Annotated in this window: 15 protein-coding genes, 1 rRNA gene and 1 pseudogene; 5 read left to right on the top strand and 12 right to left on the bottom strand. The window is 61.3% G+C overall.

What is annotated here, in order from left to right; genetic code table 11:
• The 4 genes and pseudogenes from D0550_RS33010 to D0550_RS32995 form a co-directional block, all read right to left on the bottom strand.
• A 16S ribosomal RNA gene (locus D0550_RS33010) occupies positions 1-260 on the bottom strand; the annotation flags it as partial.
• A 550-nt stretch (positions 261-810) separates the two neighbouring features.
• Entirely contained in the window at positions 811-1,128 is a 318-nt protein-coding gene (locus D0550_RS33005; RefSeq protein WP_116813438.1) for a helix-turn-helix domain-containing protein, read from the bottom strand.
• A 9-nt stretch (positions 1,129-1,137) separates the two neighbouring features.
• Entirely contained in the window at positions 1,138-1,470 is a 333-nt protein-coding gene (locus D0550_RS33000; protein ID WP_206606698.1) for a type II toxin-antitoxin system RelE/ParE family toxin, read from the bottom strand.
• A 592-nt stretch (positions 1,471-2,062) separates the two neighbouring features.
• Positions 2,063-2,419 (bottom strand): annotated as a pseudogene (locus tag D0550_RS32995) (inorganic phosphate transporter); the annotation flags it as partial.
• Positions 2,420-2,641: 222 nt separating this feature from the next.
• Between D0550_RS32995 and D0550_RS32990 the strand changes: the two are divergent.
• From D0550_RS32990 to D0550_RS32970, 5 genes are all read left to right on the top strand, one after another.
• Complete coding sequence (locus tag D0550_RS32990) at positions 2,642-4,471, top strand: glycoside hydrolase family 15 protein (RefSeq protein WP_116813436.1); 1,830 nt, start codon at positions 2,642-2,644, stop codon at positions 4,469-4,471.
• A 163-nt stretch (positions 4,472-4,634) separates the two neighbouring features.
• Positions 4,635-4,910 (top strand): YtcA family lipoprotein, encoded by a 276-nt coding sequence (locus D0550_RS32985; protein ID WP_206606697.1) that lies wholly within the window; start codon positions 4,635-4,637, stop codon positions 4,908-4,910.
• A complete protein-coding gene (gene mdtN, locus D0550_RS32980) occupies positions 4,907-5,956 on the top strand; it encodes a multidrug transporter subunit MdtN (RefSeq protein WP_116813434.1) in 1,050 nt (349 codons plus the stop codon). Before D0550_RS32985 ends, mdtN begins: the two co-directional genes overlap by 4 nt.
• Complete coding sequence (locus D0550_RS32975) at positions 5,937-7,988, top strand: FUSC family protein (RefSeq protein WP_206606696.1); 2,052 nt, start codon at positions 5,937-5,939, stop codon at positions 7,986-7,988. Before mdtN ends, D0550_RS32975 begins: the two co-directional genes overlap by 20 nt.
• Positions 7,975-9,477, top strand: coding sequence for a TolC family protein (locus D0550_RS32970; protein ID WP_116813432.1), 1,503 nt, complete (start codon positions 7,975-7,977; stop codon positions 9,475-9,477). Before D0550_RS32975 ends, D0550_RS32970 begins: the two co-directional genes overlap by 14 nt.
• A gap of 4 nt (positions 9,478-9,481) precedes the next feature.
• Here D0550_RS32970 and D0550_RS32965 read toward each other — a convergent pair whose 3' ends face one another.
• The 8 genes from D0550_RS32965 to D0550_RS32930 all read right to left on the bottom strand — a co-directional run.
• A complete protein-coding gene (locus D0550_RS32965; RefSeq protein ID WP_116813431.1) occupies positions 9,482-10,339 on the bottom strand; it encodes an ROK family protein in 858 nt (285 codons plus the stop codon).
• Positions 10,336-11,073 carry a 6-phosphogluconolactonase gene (pgl, locus tag D0550_RS32960; RefSeq protein WP_116813440.1) on the bottom strand — a complete coding sequence of 246 codons (738 nt, stop codon included), beginning with the start codon at positions 11,071-11,073 and terminating at the stop codon, positions 10,336-10,338. Before pgl ends, D0550_RS32965 begins: the two co-directional genes overlap by 4 nt.
• Before the next feature lie 121 nt (positions 11,074-11,194).
• A complete protein-coding gene (gene gnd / locus D0550_RS32955) occupies positions 11,195-12,211 on the bottom strand; it encodes a phosphogluconate dehydrogenase (NAD(+)-dependent, decarboxylating) (protein ID WP_116813430.1) in 1,017 nt (338 codons plus the stop codon).
• Positions 12,212-12,222: 11 nt separating this feature from the next.
• On the bottom strand, positions 12,223-13,884 hold the full coding sequence (gene pgi, locus D0550_RS32950; protein ID WP_116813439.1) for a glucose-6-phosphate isomerase: 1,662 nt from the start codon (positions 13,882-13,884) through the stop codon (positions 12,223-12,225).
• A gap of 35 nt (positions 13,885-13,919) precedes the next feature.
• Positions 13,920-15,005, bottom strand: a complete 1,086-nt coding sequence (gene tal, locus D0550_RS32945; protein WP_116813429.1) for a transaldolase — start codon at positions 15,003-15,005, stop codon at positions 13,920-13,922.
• Positions 15,006-15,014: 9 nt separating this feature from the next.
• Complete coding sequence (locus D0550_RS32940; RefSeq protein ID WP_116813428.1) at positions 15,015-15,839, bottom strand: Cof-type HAD-IIB family hydrolase; 825 nt, start codon at positions 15,837-15,839, stop codon at positions 15,015-15,017.
• A complete protein-coding gene (zwf, locus tag D0550_RS32935; RefSeq protein ID WP_116813427.1) occupies positions 15,836-17,416 on the bottom strand; it encodes a glucose-6-phosphate dehydrogenase in 1,581 nt (526 codons plus the stop codon). Before zwf ends, D0550_RS32940 begins: the two co-directional genes overlap by 4 nt.
• A gap of 8 nt (positions 17,417-17,424) precedes the next feature.
• Positions 17,425-17,902, bottom strand: a 478-nt coding sequence (locus D0550_RS32930) for a transketolase-like TK C-terminal-containing protein (protein ID WP_275129309.1), incomplete at its 5' end; no start/stop codon positions are given.

Genomic DNA, 17,902 nt, shown 5'->3' with positions numbered 1-17,902 from the left:
ATTACCCTACCAACTAGCTAATCCGACTTGGGCTCATCTGTTAGCGCCAGGCCTTGCGGTCCCCGGCTTTCCACCGTAGTGCGTATGCGGTATTAGCCCGAGTTTCCCCGGGTTGTCCCCCACTAACAGGCAGATTCCCAAGCGTTACTCACCCGTCCGCCGCTCGTCAGCATGTATTGCTACACCTGCTACCGCTCGACTTGCATGTGTTAGGCACGCCGCCAGCGTTCAATCTGAGCCAGGATCAAACTCTTCACTTAAAGGCTTTGAGACCTATCAAGTTGAACGAAGAGATTATCCAAACAAGCTCTACTGGCTAATTTGGTAACTCATCGTCGAAGTTGGCTTCGCCAACGAACCGACGCGAGTCCCCACACAAATTATCTGTTTCAGTTTTTAAAGAGCATCACCGGTGCGCTGTGGCTTTCGGTGCCTGCCGCTGCACTTTCGTGCCAGGCAGAAGCGGAGCTTTAAGCTTGGTCGTCAAGCCCTTCGAATTTTTTATTCTCGAAGCGTTGCCGAACAGTCGAATCAGCTTCTTCGCAGCCCGCCTTTCATGCGGCGCCCGCTGCGAAGGGGGCGCATCTTACTGTCTCCTTTCTGGCCGTCAAGCCCTTCGAATTCTTTATTTTCGAAGCCGGTTGCGAAGCTGATCGGATCGGAGGGGTTGACGAAACGAAAAAAGCAGCGAGGCAAGCTACTGGCGATTCAGTTCGTGGACTTTGCGCAGGGAATGCGACCCTCTCCCTTGGAAGGACTTCTTGGCCTGGCTGCGGCAAGGCTCCGCGCTCAATGCGAGAAACCGACCTGTTACGCGGCCAGCCGTAGCTTGGGCTGCAGCCCGGCTCTTGCTGCTAAACGAATCAACAAGTCCAGGCTGAACTGATTAATCTTGCCGCGCTTGATGTCCGACACCCGCGCCTGGGTGATGCCCAACACCTCAGCGGCCTTCGCTTGAGTCATGCCGCTGCTCGCGAGCCAGTGTTCCAGCCCTCGCAGCAGAGTAGAACGGATCTCAAGTTCCGCCGCCTCTTCGGCGGGAAACAGATCGCGAAACACGCTGCGGCCTGCTGGCGTCTTGGCCTTCGGGCCATGTTCATTCGGCGTAGAGCGCTTCTTCGCTTTCATCGAAACTCCTCAAGTTGCGGTCGACACCGCCTTCAATCGAGCCTTTGCCAAAGCCAAGTCCTGGCGGCTCGTCTGCTGGCTTTTCTTCTGGAAGCAGTGCAGGACGTAGATCGCTTCAGGGCGCGTAGCTAGATACATGACGCGGAATGCGCCCGACGGTTCCCGGATACGAATTTCACGCACGCCTGGTCCGACACTCGGCATCGGTTTCCAATCCTGCGGTTCTTCACCACGCTGCACGCTTTCGAGCTGATAACCCGCTTCCCGCCTTGCATCCGCGGGAAAGGCAATCAGGTCATTTTTGCTGCTACCCATCCAGACAGCTGCCTTCAATGTGCTCATTATGCTTGTTCTCGCATATCTATGCAATTCTTCGCATATCCGCCAATCTCGCCACTGATTGGCAAATTAATGAGGTGCCCCCGGCCTCTGGGCACCGCTGCAGTCGCAGAGGCCCGATCGGATCAGGGGACGATCTGCGCCTCGTCGTCTACGTTTTTTCTGGAGTTGTACCTTCATTGATCGCCTTCAATTCGGTCCCTCACCCTCAAATTGCGCCCTTCATCCTTGTAAGACGACGCGCCGATGCGCGGGGCAGCCGCGGCAATGAGCGCGCGCTCCTCAGCGAAAGCATCGGCGCGATTTGCCGTGACTTCGTTCTCGCACTCCGTCCCGCGAGCAACTGCCTCTGCTTTCTGTACTTCCCTGACTTTCGCGCGGTGTGCGCGGCCCTCCTAGGAACCGAACGATGCGGGGGAACTTTGGGGTTGGCGGCCTAGGTGATTGACAATAAATCGAGTGACTTCCAGATTTACTTCTTGAGCCCTATCCGGCTTGAGCACGAGATCTGCTCCACCTGGCCACTTGCTAACGTCACCGGCGATGCTGGGCTATTCGAGGCCGTCGATGCGATCGCTGCTGAGCAGAAACTCCAGCCGCTGGAAACAAGCACGCCCAGAAAACTGAATGCGCCCGACCACATGACAGCGAAGTTCGGTGTCAGCGAATGCGTGTAGATAACGGTCGCTACCGCGTTGGCGGTGTCGTGAAACCCATTGACGAACTCGAAACCCAGCGCGATGAGCAGTGAGATCCCGAGTAGAACGAAGGGCAGATAGGTCGTCGTTTGAACGCCAGACTGTACGACATCGCGCGTCAGGCTGTAGGCAGCGAACGCCAGCCCACCTGCCAATGCGGTGAGAAACACAACGACGGTGAGATAACCGGGTCGTTCATCCAGCTGCGGACGGTTCTCGGAAGCGCTCGAAGGGAGGATCGTGACAGCGGTCATCGTGCTAAACCGTCGCGCTCGGGACGCTGGGACGAGCGCAATTTATCGCGCATGACTCATCGCCATACACCCCTCGCAGCGTTGTCACCGTTGACGGAGCTATGATGCGCGTGGGCGCTGATAAAGGAACAGGCGCCACTTTTCGGGCGCTGCATCCTCACCGGCGCACACGCTCCCAAGTTTCCTACATGCTCTGGAAATCACCGCACGATGAGGTCGCGTATGCCAGCGCAACGTTATGCCCCCATCGAAGATCACGGCATCATCGGCGACCTTCACACAGTCGCGCTCGTGGCAAAGAACGGTTCGATCGACTATCTGTGCCTGCCCTCCTTTGACTCACCGTCTGTCTTTGCCGCTCTGCTCGACGCCGAGCGCGGCGGTTGCTTCCAGATCGCACCACACCTGGACGACGCAGTAACCCGGCAGCTCTACCTGCCGGACACCAACGTGCTGCTGACCCGGTTCTTGTCCGACAGCGGCGTCGCAGAGATCTCCGACTTCATGCCGGTGGAGGACGCTGGCGTCGCACACAATGTGGTACGTCGCGCCAAGACGATCCGCGGCGAGGTTTGTTTCGACATGCACTGCGATCCACGCTTCGATTACGCACGCGCCATTCATTCCGTCGTGCCGCGCGGCGACCGGGAAGTGTTGTTCATAGGCAGTTCGGCCAGTCGAGAACTCGTCTTGCGGCTCCGCTCGTCCGTACCCATGCACGTCGAGAACGGGGCGGCGCTGTGCCGATTCACGCTCGGGGCCGAACAGTCTGCCTGGTTCGTGCTGGAGGTGGTCGGAGCGCAGGACGAGTCACCCTGCGGCCATCCGGACTACGTCAGTGAAGCGTTCAAGCAAACCGTAAATTTCTGGCGCCGCTGGATCAGCCGCAGCACCTACAAGAACCGCTGGCGCGAGACGGTGAATCGTTCGGCACTTGCCCTCAAGCTGCTTACCTCGAGAGAGCACGGCTCGATCGTGGCTGCACCCACCTTCGGGCTGCCCGAGCACATCGGTGGTGTGCGCAACTGGGATTACCGCTACTGCTGGATCCGCGATTCGTCTTTCACCTTGTATGGAATGATGCGGCTCGGCTTTACGACGGAGGCCGCGGCGTTCATGCGCTGGATGATGGCGCGCAGCGAAGAGTTGGAACCGGACGGCTCGCTCCAGATCATGTACTCACTCGACGGCAGCCGCGCGCCACGCGAGGAACCGTTGCAGCACTTGGAGGGCTACATGGGCTCACGTCCGGTGAGCATCGGCAATGCCGCCAACGTGCACCTTCAGTTGGATATCTACGGTGAGCTGATGGACTCGCTCTACCTGTACGATAAGTACGGCTCGCCCATTCCTCACGACGGGTGGGTGAACGTGGTGCGGCTCGTCGACTGGGTCTGCGCCAACTGGCGGCAGAAGGACGAGAGCATCTGGGAGGTGCGCGGCGGACGTCGGGAGTTCCTCTATTCGAGGGTCATGTGCTGGGTCGCGATCGATCGAGCCATTCGCCTGGCCACGAGACGTTCCTTTCCAGCTCCGCTGCCGCGCTGGTACGAAGCACGGGACGCCATCTATATGGATGTGTACGAGCGCTTCTGGAGCGCGGCACGCGGTGGCTTCGTCCAGCATCCGGACGCTGCCACATTCGATGCTGCCGCCCTGCTCATGCCGCTGGTGAGATTCATCTCCCCGACGGATCCGCGCTGGATCGCGACGCTGCGCGGGATCGAGCAGGAGCTGGTGAGCGACTCGCTCGTTTACCGTTATCGTTCGAGCGAGGCATTCTCGGACGGCCTCACCGGACAGGAAGGCACGTTCTCCATGTGCTCGTTCTGGTATGTCGAATGCCTTTCGCGCATGGGAGATCTGCGTAAGGCGCGATTCTTCTTCGAGAAGATGCTCGGTTACGCAAACCATGTGGGGCTGTACGGAGAAGAGCTCGGCCCACGCGCTCAGCATCTCGGCAACTTTCCGCAGGCTTTCACCCATCTGGCGCTGATCAGCGCGGCCTACGATCTCGACAGGCGCCTCTCGACCGCTGGCTTCGACAGCTGAGGAATGTCTGGATCGACTCGCCGAGCTCGTCGGCGTAAGACACGCCCTGGCGCGTTGAAACAACAGCCGCAACGAGCAACCCCGCCTCCGACATGACTGCGGAGGAAAGATGACAGCGACGCGGATTTCTACGACGACAGCGGAGAATTTATGTCGCAGAGCGTTGCGGCGAAGATCTGCCGAAGTCCTGCTGATCGCTCTAATTTCGACTGGACTGAGCGCTTGCGCACTGCAAGGCGCACCCTCCTTTGCGCTGTTTGGTGCCTATTTCCCGGACTGGATGCTGGTTGCAGCGCTCGGCATCCTCGCTGCTGGCGCGGCCCGCGTCGTGATGGTGGCGACGGGACTCGCTGAAGTTATTCCGTTCCAGCTTCTGACCTGCGTGTCCGTTGGCGTGACGATTTCCATTCTGGTCTGGCTGATCTGGTTCGCAAGATGAAAGCCGCGGCTACCCAACAGCGTACGACTCGCGGCAAGCTGATAGCGCTCGCGTTCGCTGTGATCGCCATCGCAGCGGGCGTCTACGCCTGGCACCGCACGGTAATTCACCCGTCGACGGATGATGCGACGATCGACGCGGACATCGTGCATGTTGCGCCTGCCGTTGGCGGCCGAATCATCGAGCTGGCGGTCGCCGAGAATGAAGAGGTGGCGCAGGGCGATCTGCTCTTCCAGATCGATCCGCTGCCCTATCGTCTCGCCGTGGCACAGGCGGAAGCGGATCTGGCGATCGCCGAGGCCGAGCTGGAAACTCGTCGGCGAGTGCTATCGACGGAGCAATCCAACGTGTCGATCGCCGGCGATCAGGCCCGGCGTGCGCAGGCGAACAGCGCGCTCTCCGCGCGTACGGTCGAGCGTCTGAGGCCACTTGCGAGCCGAGGTTACGTGCCGAAGCAAGCACTCGATCAGGCGGAGGTCACGCACCGCGACTCGATGACCTCGCTACGCCAGGCACAAGAGCAGCAGGCAGCAGCGCTTCGTGCAGTTGGAACCGAAGAGGGAGCAGAAGCCGCCATCCGCGCGCGCCAGGCTGCACTCGCCATTGCGCGGCGTGCGCTCGAGGACACGACTGTACGAGCGCCACATCCTGGGCGTGTGGTCGGCCTGAAGGTGTTGTCTGGTGAGATGGTGATCCCATCGCAATCCCTGTTCACGCTCGTCAACAGCACGATCTGGTACGCGGTCGGCAACTTTCGCGAAACCGTCTTGCAACAGATCGCTGTCGGCGACTGCGTGACCGCCTACTCGATGATCGATCGCCAGCAGCCCATCGAGGGCATCGTAGAAGGCATCGGATGGGGTGTGATCGATGAGGAGCGCATCAATCTGCCCCGCTCCGTGCCGTACGTACAGCGGTCATTGAATTGGGTGCGGGTGGAGCAGCGCTTTCCGGTGCGCATTCGGCTCGAGAATCCCCCGCAACAATTGATGAGGCTCGGCGCGAGCGCAGTGGTCGAGGTCAAGCATGGCGCCGCATGCAAGTGATCTCTCGGGAATGAAGCATTCACGCACGCAATCACACGACCGCTCTGTCGGCAGGCTCAGCGATGGACGAGCGAGCTTCATTGCGCGGCTCGGGCAGCTGCTGAGCCCAGTTCCGGGCCGGCTGCAGTATGCCGCCCGATTGGCGTTGATCTGCACACTGACGGCACTGATCGTCGAAATCTACGAGACTCCCAGCGCAGCCCTGTCGGTGTACGTCGCATTCTTTCTGAACAAGCCTGATCGCACAGAAAGTCTGTTGGTGGACACCGCCTTTCTGATGCTGATCTCGCTGATCATCGGCTTCACTACGCTCGTCGCCATGGTCGTCGTCGATGCGCCGCTGTGGCGCCTCATCGCCATGACGGTGATCTCGGTTGCCTTCCTTTTCCTTGCCTCGGCAAGCAAGCTCCGTCCGCTCGGTGCCATCATCGCGATGATCATCGCGTATGGACTCGACGTGCTCGGGACGGTTCACGGTGGCGAACTTGCCACCCGCGGGCTGCTGTATGCCTGGCTCTTTGTGAGCACTCCGGCAGGCGTGTCTATCGTCGTCAACTTTCTGTTCGCCCCCCCGCCCCGCCTGCTCGCGGAGCGTGCCATCGCCAGGCGATTGCGATTGACGGCTGAGATGCTGCGAGCACCTGATGAGGCGATTCGTCGCGCGTTCATGGAATCCATACGCGAGGGCGTGGACGAAATTCACGGCTGGCTGAAACTTGCCGGGATGGAGCGCACCGCCCAAGCCAGCGACCTCGCGGCTCTTAAGCAGGCGACCCGCTCCACGGCGGAGTTCATGTTGTGGGTCGAGGCAGCGCACCGTTTTCCTGCGGACAAGCTGCCCGATGCACTGCGTACACGCGTGGCAACGACGCTGGAGGAGATGTCGGCGATCCTGTTGCGCGGCTCATATCCGATCGACATCGCGATCGACGATCCAGGCCCCGATGCTTCCCTGTCGGTGCGGTCCGCCGGGATCTGGTCGAATATAAAACATCTATTGGAACATTTTGCCGAGCCCCCTTCTGCCGAGCAGCGCGATGCGCAGTCGGCACAGGCAAAGAAACGAGGCGGCGGGTTCCTGCTGCCCGATGCCTTCACCAACCCAAATCATGTTCAGTACGCGCTCAAGACCACCGCGGCAGCCATTTTCTGCTACGTGCTGTACTCACTGCTCGATTGGCCGGGAATCCATACCTGCTTCATCACCTGTTACATCGTCTCGCTCGCGACCGCCGGGGAAACCATCGAAAAGCTGACGCTGCGAATACTAGGATGTCTGGTCGGCGCCGCTGCCGGACTTGCAGCGATCGTTTTTCTGCTGCCATCGCTGACATCCATCCAGGAGCTGCTCGCCGTCGTTTTCGTGGGCGCGCTGGCCTCTGCATGGATTGCCGCCGGCAGCCCGCGCATCTCGTACGCTGGATTTCAGGTTGCCTTCGCGTTCTTCCTCTGTGTGATCCAGGGCCCTGCGCCCGCGTTTGATCTCACGGTCGCACGCGACCGCATCATCGGCGTTCTCATCGGGAATCTCGTCGTCTATTTTGTTTTCACCAGACTCTGGCCGGTCAGTGTGGGACCGCGCGTCGACGCCGCAATTACCGACGTCTTACGACATCTGAGCGCGATGTCCAAGGCGGTGAGCTCCGTCGCGAGAGGTGCGCTCGCGGTAAAAGCACAGGCGGTGCTAGAAACGATCGAAGGTGATCTCCAGATCGCCAGGTACGAACCGGCTTCGATTCGTCCGACTGAAGGCTGGCTACAGGCCCGCCGGCAGGCCGCAGCCGAGATTGATGCACTCGCCGCCCCGCTGCTCGTATTGAGCAGCCGCGCCCCCCCGAATGAGGATGCAGCGTTCGCAGGCGATGTTGCCCGTCGACTCGAGGGTCTAGCCGATGGCGCAAGCGCCATGAGCACACCGCTCCCGCCTCATCCGCTTGCCGGTCTGATCGATACACATCTTCGCAAGCTGGACGCAGTGTTGATGCAGCAACCGGCGGGCGCGACGGTGGTAACCGGCCATGCACCGACGTAGTGGCGCACTCGCGCTCACGCTCGAAGCGGTCCTGCTTGCAGGATGCGCGACGTCCGCGCTCGACATGGCGCCGGCTCGCCCAGATCAACCCTGGTCACCTGAGGTTGGCGCCACAGGTGAAATCATTCCTGGAGCAAAACCGTTGCCAACACCAGTTGGCGAAGCGACATACGAGTTGCCGGTCAATTCCAATCTTGCAACCATCCCAGCGCCGCCGCCGGATCTCGACCATGACCGGCCTTACACGTTGCCCGAGCTGATCGACATCGCCCAAACCAGTAATCCCCTGACTCGCACGGCGTGGAACCGCGCCCGCGAAGCTGCACTCGCCGCAGGAATCGCGCGCAGCGCGTATCTTCCCAACCTCACAGCCAGCGCCGTCCTCGTCTATCAGAGGCTCGACCGCAACACGTTCGATGGCACGATCTCGACCCTGGCACTGCAATGGCTGCTGTTCGATTTCGGGCAACGCAAGGCGCTCAACAATGTGGCGAAGCAAGCCTCCATCATCTCGAACATCGCGTTCACCGCCGTCCATCAGCAAGTGATCTATGACGTGAGCCTTGCGTTCTATGCTCACGGTGCCGCGCGAGCACGTGTAACTACGGCAGCGCAATCTCTGAAAAACGCGCGCGACGTCCAGACCGCCGCAGAAGAGCGCTATGCCAATGGCATTGGCACCGTGGTCGAAGTCGCACAAGCCCGCCAGGCCACGGCACAGGCGCAATTGCTCCAGGTTCAGGCCGACGGCGCAGCGCGCGACGCTTATCTTTCACTGCTCACCGCGATGGGCATTTCACCGCTGACGCAGATCCGGATCGCCGATACTTCGGATCGTAAGCTTCCGGTAGCCGCGAGGGCTTCGATTGAGCAGATCGTCGCAGAGGCACTCGGCCGCCGTCCGGACGTGCTGACGGCATATGCCATGCAAGTGGCGAGCGCGGAGAGTGCGCGCGCGGCGAAGGCGGAGTTCCTACCGAAATTCTTTCTGGCGGGCTCGGCCGCTTACAACCAGGGAAATCTGCAGGTCACAGCCGTTCCAGGAATCGGCCAGCAGGCAGCGACCGTCAACGTCTCCGAGAATGTGCGTAACTTCACTCTCTTCGCCGGGTTCACGATTCCGCTTTACGATGCCGGCACGCGAGTGGCCGCTCTCAGACAGGCACAAGCGAGAACCGACAGCGCTGCACTCGCGCTCGCTCACACGAAGGAGGAAGCTGTGCGCCAGATCGTGGCCGCCGAGAACGCGCTGCGCACCAGCCTCGCGGCCCATGACGCATCCTCTTCGCTCGTTTCAGCAGCACAGACGACTTTCGACGCAGCCCTCGGAGCCTATCGAAGCGACGTCGGATCGATTACGGACGTTACGCTCGCTCACACTCAACTGCTGCAGGCAATAAACGCTTCGACGGATGCACACAGCGCCGCTCTTTCCGCGGCCGCCACACTCGCGCTGGCCGCAGGAGCCCTCGGATCTGCGCCACGATAGCCGATCAGTGTTGCGTGTTCGCCGGTCGGGACGACTTGCTGGCCGGTTCGGTCACGGTCGGCGCGCGCGGCCGCGTCCAACACTTATGAGACCCGCGAATGCTCTCCCACACACCCTCGTCCCAAAGATAGATGCCGCCTGTAATGCCCGTGTCATTGGAAGCGGTGCGGACATTTCTCGGCAACTCGACTTCGAGGTGGTGGACGTTGCCGCCACCCAAATAGAGCACGTCGTAGTGAAACAGACTCTCGACGACGCCGATCATCTCGAGCACGCGCATGTTCCATTTCTTGCTGCCGTGTCGATTGAGCGCCTCCTTACCGACGTACTCCTTGTAGGTCTTGCCGGCGAGGAGCGGATGTTGCGCCAACTCGAGGTGGGGGGCCAGCCAGCCATCGCGTAAGACGGCACTGCCGATCCCGGTTCCAAGCGTGAGTACGACTTCCAGCCCGTTACCGGTGACGATACCGAGCGCTTGCACCTCTGCATCGTTGAGCAGACGGACGGGTCGGTCAAAGCGCTCTGCGATTGCGAATTCGAGTGGGTAGTCCCGCCATGGCTTGGTGGGGAAGTGCGGCGCAGTGATCACACGACCGTCGCGAACGACGCCTGGAAACCCGACCGAGATCCGGTCGAAGGCCGGCAGCGAAGCGGCGAGCTCTGCCAGCGCATCGAGCAGCGTCTTCGGTGGGCAGGGATCTGGGGTCGATACACGGACTCGTTCCACGACCATTCGGCCGGAGGAGTCGAGAACCGACGCCTTGAGTCCTGTGCCGCCAATGTCGATGCCGAGCGTGCGCACTTCTGCGCGGCCGGAGGGTACCCGACGATGTTGCTTCCTCGGCTCGTTGCGCGCGCTCATTGAACCGAGCCAGCCGCGGCGCGGTCCAGAAAGAACCGCGCCGGGCCCGTGACGGGATGCAGTCTCGCAGCGGGCAGGTCCTGGTCTCCCGCGAATAGTCTCTTCAGGATGGGTCCCTTCTCGGCGCCAGCGATGAGGAATGCAACCTCCCCACTGCTTTCGAGTGCCGGATACGTCAGCGTGATGCGCGGCTCGGGCTTAACGCCGATCACCGCACCCACCCATCGTGTGCGCTCCTCGAGCATCGCGCTATCAGGAAACAGCGACGCGATGTGCCCTTCAGGACCGATGCCCAGGAAAGTGACATCGAAAAGAGGCTGTTCCTGGCTGAGTGTCGACGAGCCGTAAAAGCTTTTCAGCGCTTCCTCGTACGAAACAGCCGACGCCTCAGGCGTGAGGCCCTCAGTTGGCACCGGGTGAATGTTTCCTGACGGCACCGGGACGTGTGCAAGCAAAGCCTCTCGGACCATGCGGTAGTTGCTTTGCGGATGGTCCGGCGGCACGAACCGTTCATCCCCCCAGAAGAAGTGGGTGCGCGCCCATGGAAAGCGTTCACGATAGGGCGCACTAGCCAGAAGCTGATAGAGCCGCCGCGGAGTCGACCCGCCAGACAGAGCCAGCGAAAACGACCCGCTCTTTGCGGAGGCTGTCGTTGTCAGCCAATCCGCGACGTGATGCGCCAGCGCCTCGGCATCGGCAAGGACTTCAACTCGGGCCTTCGACAAGCTGCTCATCTTCGGTCGCACCCGCACGGCAAGCGCGCGACAGAACTCTCATGCACGGAGCAATAACGTGCGTGCTCCGAACTGGTTCGACGCGCCTCCAAATATGTTGTCGCGAGCAATCGCTGCGCCATCACCCCGCCCGCTTCTCGACATGTCCGCCGAAGTGAAAGCGCATAGCCGAGAGCACCTTGTCCTGGAACTCCGCTTCCCCTCGTGAGCTGAAGCGCTCGTAGAGGGCCGTCGACAGAACAGGCACTGGGACGGCCTCATCGATGGCCGCTTTGATCGTCCATCGCCCTTCGCCCGAATCCGAAACTCGCCCTGCGAATTTCGACAGGCCCTGATCCTGAACCAAGGCTGCTGCGGTCAGATCGAGGAGCCAGGAGGCGATGACGCTGCCGCGTCGCCACACTTCTGCAACATCGCGCAGATTGAAGTCGTACTGGTACAGCTTCGGGTCGCGGAGCGGACTTGTTTCTGCATCGACTGCATGCTGCCGCTTCCCGACATTCGCCTGCTGCAGAACGTCCAGGCCCTCGGCATAGGCTGCCATGATCCCGTACTCGATTCCGTTGTGGACCATCTTGACGAAGTGACCGGCGCCGTGCGGGCCGCAGTGGAGATAGCCAAGCTCTGCGGTCCCATCGAGCTTCTCCCGGCCCGGCGTGCGAGAAATTTCTCCCCGGCCCGGCGCCAGCGTCTTGAAGACAGGATCGAGGCGACGCACCGCCTCCTGCGGTCCACCAATCATCATGCAGTAGCCGCGCTCGAGCCCCCACACTCCGCCGCTCGTTCCCACATCGACGTAATCGATGCCTCGCGAAGCAAGCTCATCGGCGCGCCGGATGTCGTCGACGTAGTAGGAATTCCCGCCGTCGATGATGATGTCGCCAGACTCGAGATGAGGCACGAGGTCAGCAATCGTCTCGTCGACTGCTGCAGCGGGGACCATCAGCCAGACGGCCCGCGGCTTGTTGAGCTTGCTCGCCAGATCGGCAAGCGAAGTTGTTTCGACCGCTCCGTCGCGAGTCAGGTCCTGCACCGCTTTCGGCGACCTATCGAACACCAGACACTCGTGCCCGCCCTTGATGAGGCGACGCGCCATGTTGCCTCCCATCCGGCCCAATCCAATGATCGCGAGTTGCATAACAGTCTCCGTCACGGTTGCATGCCTTTCATCTGGCGATAGCGGCGGATGAGATTGTTCGTCGAGCTGTCGTGATGAAGCCTGGGTTCGTCCTTGCTCTGGAGCTCGGGAATGATCCGTTGCGCCAGGACCTTGCCGAGTTCGACGCCCCACTGGTCGAACGAGTCGATGTGCCAGATGACACCCTGCGTGAAGACATTGTGCTCGTACAGCGCCACGAGCTTGCCGAGTGCCGCCGGCGTCAGCCGATCCATCAGGATCATGTTCGATGGGCGGTTCCCTTCACAGATGCGATGGGGCACGAGCCACTCGGGCGTACCCTCGGCCTCAACCTGCTCTCGCGTCTTGCCGAAGCCGAGCGCTTCTGCCTGCGCGAACACGTTGGCCAGCAGCATGTCATGGTGCCGGCCGACTGGATTGAGCGCGTCGGCAAACGCGATGAAGTCGCACGGGATGAGGCGCGTGCCTTGATGGATGAGCTGATAGAACGAGTGCTGGCCGTTGGTCCCGGGCTCGCCCCAATAGATCGGGCCGGTGGCGTACTCGACGCGAGCGCCGTCGAGCTTCACGTGCTTGCCATTGCTCTCCATCGTGAGCTGCTGGAGATAGGCTGGAAAGCGCTTCAGGTACTGCTCATAGGGCAGCACCGCAACCGTTTCCGAGCCGAAGAAGTCGTTGTACCAGACGGCAAGGAGCCCCATGAGCACCGGCAGGTTCCGCTCGAAGGGCGCAGTTCGGAAATGCTCGTCCATCTCATGAAAGCCATCGAGCATGGCGCGGAAATTCTCCGGGCCGATGGCGAGCATCGTCGACAGACCAATGGCCGAATCCATCGAATAGCGACCGCCGACCCAATCCCAGAATTCGAACATGTTGGCGGTATCGATGCCGAATTCGGCAACCTTCTCGGCATTGGTCGAGACTGCAACGAAATGCCGGGCCACAGCCTTCGCGTCCGAGCCGAGGCCCAGCTGCATCCATTCGCGCGCGTCGCGAGCGTTGGTCATCGTCTCGAGCGTCGTGAAGGTCTTCGACGAGACGATGAAGAGCGTTTCGGCCGGATCGAGGTCGCGCGTCGCCTCGACGAGATCCGTTGCGTCGACGTTGGAGACGAAGCGGAAGGTCATCGACCGGTCGCTGTAGAACTTGAGCGCCTCGTAGGCCATGACAGGACCGAGGTCCGACCCACCGATGCCGATATTGATCACGTTTCGAATGCGCTTCCCCGTGTGTCCCTGCCACTCACCGTTGCGCACGTGCTCAGCGAAGCGAGCCATCTTGTCGAGTACAGCGTGGACATCCGACAGGACGTTGTGCCCGTCCACGACAATCGAGCCGCCGCCTGGTGCGCGCAGCGCTACGTGTAGAACAGAGCGGTTTTCAGTCGCGTTGATGCGATCGCCACGAAACATTGCATCGATGCGATCCTTGAGGCCGCACTGCTGCGCCAGGTCGATCAGCAAGCGGAGCGTCTCGTCGGTAATGCGGTTCTTGGAGTAGTCGAGGAATACGCCGGCAGCCTGCGCCGCCATCCGTTCACCGCGCTTCGCATCTTCGGCGAAGAGAGTGCGCAAATGCAGGGTTCCAATCTGCTTCTGGTGCTGAATGAGAGCCTGCCATGCCGCATTTTTGGCCGCTGTCTCTTTCTTCAGTGTCTCTGCGCTCGCTGTCATGATCCATTCCCTCTTGATAGGCCTGGACTCGGACGTCAGCTCGCTTTCGCGAGGGCTGCGCATTTGTTGCTGATGACGTCCATCAAATCGTTCCACGACTTGATGAAGGATTGCGCTCCCTCCTCCTGCAGCCGGACGGCCAGTGCGTCGATGTCGATCCCGGCCTTGCCGAAATGCGCCAGAACCTCCTCGCAATCGCCGCCATCGGGCGGCAGCGTCTCGCCGACTTCACCATGTTCCGCCAGCGCCTGGAGCGTGGCTTCGGGCATCGTATTGACGGTGAACGGAGCCGCGAGCGCCTTGATGTAGATAACGTCTGACGCCTTGGGGTCCTTGGTTCCGGTGCTCGCCCAAAGCAGCCGCTGCGGACGCGCGCCGGCATTCGCGGCACGCTGCAAGCGCGATGAATCCAGCAACTCGCGATAGGTCTTGTAGGTGCGTTTGGCGACTGCGATGGCGAGTCGGTCTCTGAGTTCGTCGGGAACCTGATCGGCCACGGCCACGTCCCAGCGGCTCACGAAGACAGAAGCCACCGATCCCACATCGGGCGAGAGATCCGCCCGGATGCGCCGCTCGATGCCGCGCATATAAGCTTCTGCGGCAGCCAAGTACTGTTCGCGCGAGAACAGCAAGGTAACGTTGACAGGCACGCCGGCGAAGATCGATTCCTCGATGGCCGGCAGCCCCTCCCTGGTTCCAGGAATCTTGATCAGAAGATTCGGTCGGGCAGCCTTGGCATGCAACTCCTTCGCTACGGAGATTGTTTTGTCGGTGTCGTGAGCTAGCAGCGGAGAGACCTCGAGCGATACCCATCCATCCACGCCATCGGTGTGCTCATGGATGGACCGGAACAGGTCGGCAGCCTCTGCTAGGTCCTCAAGCGCCACATCGAAGAAGAGCGCCTCACCCGTTTTCCCCTCTTCCACCTTGCGCCGGATGCTGTCGTCGTAGTCGGCGCTGTTCTTCATGGCGTGGTCGAAGATGGTGGGGTTCGACGTGAGTCCGGTGACTGATAGCTCGTCGATGTAACGCTGCAGCGTCCCGCTCGCGAGCAAGCCGCGAGTGATGTGATCGAGCCAGAGACTCTGACCGAGGTCGTGCAGCCTTTGCGTCGCTTTCATAGTGTGACCTCACGCATGGGCTACACGGCCCAGGATGAAGCGCTCGACGGCATTCGCGAAACCTTCATTGTCATAGGAGTCCGTGACCGCGTCAGCCTGACGCTTCACGTCGTCACTCGAGTTGCCCATGGCAATGCTGAGGCCGGAGCGCTTGAACATCAGAACGTCGTTGGGCTGATCGCCAATGGTGGCGATCTCCGCGAAAGGAATTTGGAGCGAGCGTGCCAGCACCTCGGCGACGAAACCCTTGTTGGCATCGTGATGTGTCACATCGAGGTAATAAGGCTGCGAACGCGCGGCACTGGCGCGGCTGCCCAGTGCCCGCTGGGCATCGGCTTCGCAGCGCTTGACGAGTTCCAGATCGTCGCTGACACCGACGATCTTCACCGCCCGCTGCAGAGCGCTGCCAAAATCCTTCACGACCTTCGGCGGGAACTTCACGGTCCAAGCCTCGCGATCGACGTGTGGCACCTTCGGATCACGTACCAGCCAGTCGTTGCCGGCGTAGACCCAAACGTCCAGGCCATGATCGTGCATTAGCGCGACAGTCTGTGCTGCGACATCAGAGTCGAGCGTGCGCTCCTCGATGATGGAAAGATCGGGATGCACGCATAGACCGCCGTTGAAGCCGGCAATCGGCGTTTCGATGGCAAGCGGCGCAATCAGCATGGCCATGCCCTTGGGAGGCCGGCCACTGGTGATCGCAAAGCGGATGCCGACTTCGCGCATGCGATGCACAGCCCTTTGCGCGCGTTCGGTGAGGATCTTGTCGTGCGTAACGAGGGTGCCGTCGACATCGGCAAGCAGCAGCGAAAGCTTGCGAACCTCCTTCATTCGACGTTTCTCCTCGGTAGCCCGGCTCCGATCGGGCGCCACGCATGTCCATCGCGCTGAAGCAGCCGGTCCGCTGCTTCCGGCCCGGGGCTGCCGGCCGCGTAGTTGGGAAAATCACGCGGCGGCTGCGCTGCCCAGGCATCGAGGACCGGCTGCACGGCCCACCAAGCTGCCTCGACCGTATCGGCACGCTGAAACAGCGTCGCATCGCCGATGAAGCAATCGTAGATCAGCGTCTCATAGCCGACGCTCGACAGCGGCTCGAAATAGTCGCTATAGCAGAAGTCCATGGCCACGCCGTCGATCTCGATCTCGGGGCCGGGCCGCTTTGCACTGAAGCTCACATACAAGCCCTCGGCGGGCTGGATCCTGAGCGTCATGATGTTCGGAGGTAGCCGCTCGACAGGTGTATCGCGGAACAAGGCATAGGGCGCCTGGCGGAAATGCAGAGCGATTTCCGTGCAACGGGTCGAGAGATACTTTCCCGTGCGCAGATAGAACGGCACACCGGCCCAGCGCCAGTTGTCGATGCCGACCTTGAGCGCCACGTAAGTTTCCGTCTGAGAATCAGGCTCGACGTCGGGCTCACGCCGGTAATCGCGCACAGGCTGGTCCCGCACCCGGCCTGCGCTGTATTGCCCACGCACGGCATCGTCGGGTGAGATCGGACGAATCGCGGAGAAGAGCTCGGTCTTCTTCGCGCGCACGGCGTCGGGATTGAACGAGACCGGCGGCTCCATCGCGATCATGGCGAGCAGCTGAAACAAGTGATTCGGCACCATGTCCCGCAGCGCGCCGGTCTTTTCATAGAACCGGCCGCGCGCCTCCACGCCAACAGTCTCTGCCGCGGTAATCTGGACGTGGCTGATACCATTGCGATTCCACTGCGGCTCGAATATCCCATTGGCAAAGCGCAGCACCAGGATGTTCTGGACCGTTTCCTTGCCCAGGAAGTGATCGATCCGATAAATCTGGTCTTCCGTCAGGACGTTCAGTATCTGCGCATTGAGCGCTCGTGCCGAAGAGAGGTCATGGCCGAAAGGCTTTTCAATGATTACGCGACGCCACGCGCCATTCGACTCGCGCGTAAGGCCCGCGCGTCCGAGTTGCTCGACGATCTGTCCGAAGAATCTCTCTGCGACCGCAAGGTAGAACAGCACATTGCCAACGTTGTCCGAGGCTCCACCGCGCTTTGCGAGCAGATGCGCGAGCCTTCCATAGGTCTCGCTATCGGTGAAATCTCCTTGCAGATAGGACATGCGTTGCGCAAGCCAATTCCAGTCCGTTGGATCAATCTCGCTGGCATGAAACTCGTCGCCGCCGTGACGAACGAAGAACTCCATCATGTCCGAGAGCTGCTTGCGCCAGCTCTCGGCGGTAAGACTGGCGGAATCGACTCCTATGATGGAGAAGCCGTCCGCAAGCCGGCGTGCACGCACCAAGTTGTACAGCGCGGGCACGACCAGGCGCTTCGTCAGGTCGCCGGCAGCGCCAAAAATGACGAGTGTTGCCGGCGGAGCCTGCCGATCCTGTGCTGTTGACTGGGCAACCGACGAAGCTGACGACTCGGTGTTCATCGTGGGCGCTACTTCGCTCCGACGAGCGTGTCCTCATGCGCCCGCGCCAGCTGCTCGCGTGCCGCTTCGGCCACGCGGTCGGGCGTGAAGCCGAACTTGTTGAGCAGCGCCTTGAGCGGGGCAGAAGCACCGAAGGTATGCATGCCGATTTTCGCGCCGTACCTGCCGACGTAGCGCTCCCAGCCAATGGTCGCGGCCTGCTCGACGGAGACGCGCGCTTCAATCTCTGGCGGCAGCACTTCGGCTTGGTAGGTCTCATCCTGCAGCTCGAAAAGCTCCCAACTCGGCATGGAAACAACCCGCACCTTGATGCCTTCTGTGGCGAGATCCTTGGCGGCTTGAAGGCACAGGCTCACCTCGCTGCCGGTACCGATCAGAATGACTTCGGGTTTGCCCTGCGGCGGATCCGACAGGACATAGGCTCCGCGCGCCACCCCGCTTGCCGACGCAAGCTGGCTGCGGTCGAGTGTGGGCAGCGGCTGCCGC

The organism is Steroidobacter cummioxidans (assembly GCF_003104955.1).
This window is presented reverse-complemented; position numbering and strand designations above follow the sequence as displayed.